The sequence below is a fragment of the Luteibacter sp. P4_D7_3 genome, from assembly GCF_056401735.1.
Map to the genome: position 1 here is coordinate 1 of NZ_JBFUIT010000537.1, position 1497 is coordinate 1497.

Below are 1497 nucleotides of genomic sequence, written 5' to 3' on the forward strand. Positions count from 1 at the left end.
GGCGAGGATATGCATGCTGCGCTTCAGTTGAGGCTGCGCGTGCGCCCGCCATCGACGGCGAGGCTCACTCCGTTGACATAGCCGGCGGCGGGGCTGGCGAGGAAGGCGATGACGGCCGCCACTTCCGCGGGATCGCCGAAGCGCGCCGCTGGCACGCTGGCGAGCAGGCCGCGCTCGACTTCATCACGGCCGCGCCCGGCCTTGACGCTCGCCTCGACCAACGCCTCCAGGCGCGGCGTACGCGTGTAGCCGGGAAGCACATTGTTGACGGTGATGCCGTCGGGTGCGACTTCGGCCGAGAGGGTCTTGGCCCAGCCAGCCACCGCGGCGCGGACCGTATTGGAAACGCCGAGGTTGGGAATCGGCTCTTTCACCGAGGTGGAGATGACGTTGACGATGCGCCCGTAGTGCGCGGCACGCATGCCGGGCAGGCAGGCCCGCGTGACGACCTGCGCGCCGAGGAGGTGTTGGCGGAAGGCCACGAGGAAGGCCTCGGGCTCGGCATTCCATGCCGGACCGGGCGGCGGGCCGCCACTGTTATTGACCAGCACGTGCACGGCGTTGAGATGCGCCGCCTCGGTGACGGCCGCGGTCAGGGCTTCGGTGTCGAGCATGTCGACGGCGATGTGGCGATGTTTCTGGCCGGGGTGAGTCGCCGGCAATTCGGCCGCCAGTGCGATCAATGCATCGGCGGAGCGGGAGAGCAGCGTGACGCTCGCGCCGAGCTCGGCCAGCTCGAAAGCGGTGGCGCGGCCGATGCCCTGGGAGGCGCCGCAGACCAGCGCGTGACGACCGGTGAGGCGAAGATCCATGCGTGCTCCCTGGTTGGGTGGCGGCCTTTCAGGCCTGTCTCATCGCCCACCACTGTAGCGCCATCGCGGCGAACCAGCACGGCCAGGCGAACCAGGGCGCACGACGCCACCAGCGCTGCCAGCGGTTGAGGTCGTCGTCGTTGAACAAGGCAGGTGCGTCGGAGCGCAGCACGCGGCGCATGCGCAGCCAGTTGGCCATGCCGTTCGGCCGGCCGGTGTCGGCCTCGGTGATGGTCTTCCACTGGTCCGGATAGCGCTGTCGCAGCAGTAACGTGAAGCGCCACTGCGCGATGAAGTGGAAGACGAAAGCGGCCACGGCGCCGAGCAGCAAGAGGAGATACAGAAGGACGGCGGTCTGCATGCTGGCTCAGCTGTCCTTTTCTTTCTTCTTCTGGTCCTGGCCGAGGATATCGGTCGTGACCACCTGGCGGATCGTGGAAATCACGCCATTGCCCGGCTGGGCCTTGTCGCAGACGGCGTTGCTGATGGCTTTCTTGTAGGTATCGTTCTGCATGCCGACGAACAGCACGCCGTCCGGGCCGTGCGGAATCTTGAAGCTGCCCGCCGTGGCCATCTTCACCGGCGCTTCCGCCGAGAAGTTGCTGGGCGACTGCTCCCAGTACGTCTGGCTCTTCTGCTGCTTGGCCGACGAATAAACCACGATGTACCGCGCCTTGTCGTCCTC

The 1497-nt window shown here is 67.1% G+C and carries 2 protein-coding genes and 1 pseudogene; all 3 read right to left on the reverse strand.

Features of this window, described 5'->3' with window-relative positions; genetic code table 11:
* Positions 1-23 precede the first annotated feature (23 nt).
* Entirely contained in the window at positions 24-812 is a 789-nt protein-coding gene (locus AC1DSN_RS22470; RefSeq protein WP_063571731.1) for an SDR family oxidoreductase, read from the reverse strand.
* Between the two features lie 28 nt (positions 813-840).
* A complete protein-coding gene (locus tag AC1DSN_RS22475; RefSeq protein WP_477297743.1) occupies positions 841-1173 on the reverse strand; it encodes a hypothetical protein in 333 nt (110 codons plus the stop codon).
* Positions 1174-1179: 6 nt separating this feature from the next.
* Positions 1180-1497: pseudogene (locus AC1DSN_RS22480) on the reverse strand (hypothetical protein); the annotation flags it as partial.

Excerpts from the sequence above, each read along its gene's own strand:
- AC1DSN_RS22470 (WP_063571731.1), bottom strand. The coding sequence starts at position 812 with ATGGATCTTCGCCTCACCGGTCGTCACGCGCTGGTCTGCGGCGCCTCC.
- AC1DSN_RS22475 (WP_477297743.1), bottom strand. The coding sequence starts at position 1,173 with ATGCAGACCGCCGTCCTTCTGTATCTCCTCTTGCTGCTCGGCGCCGTG.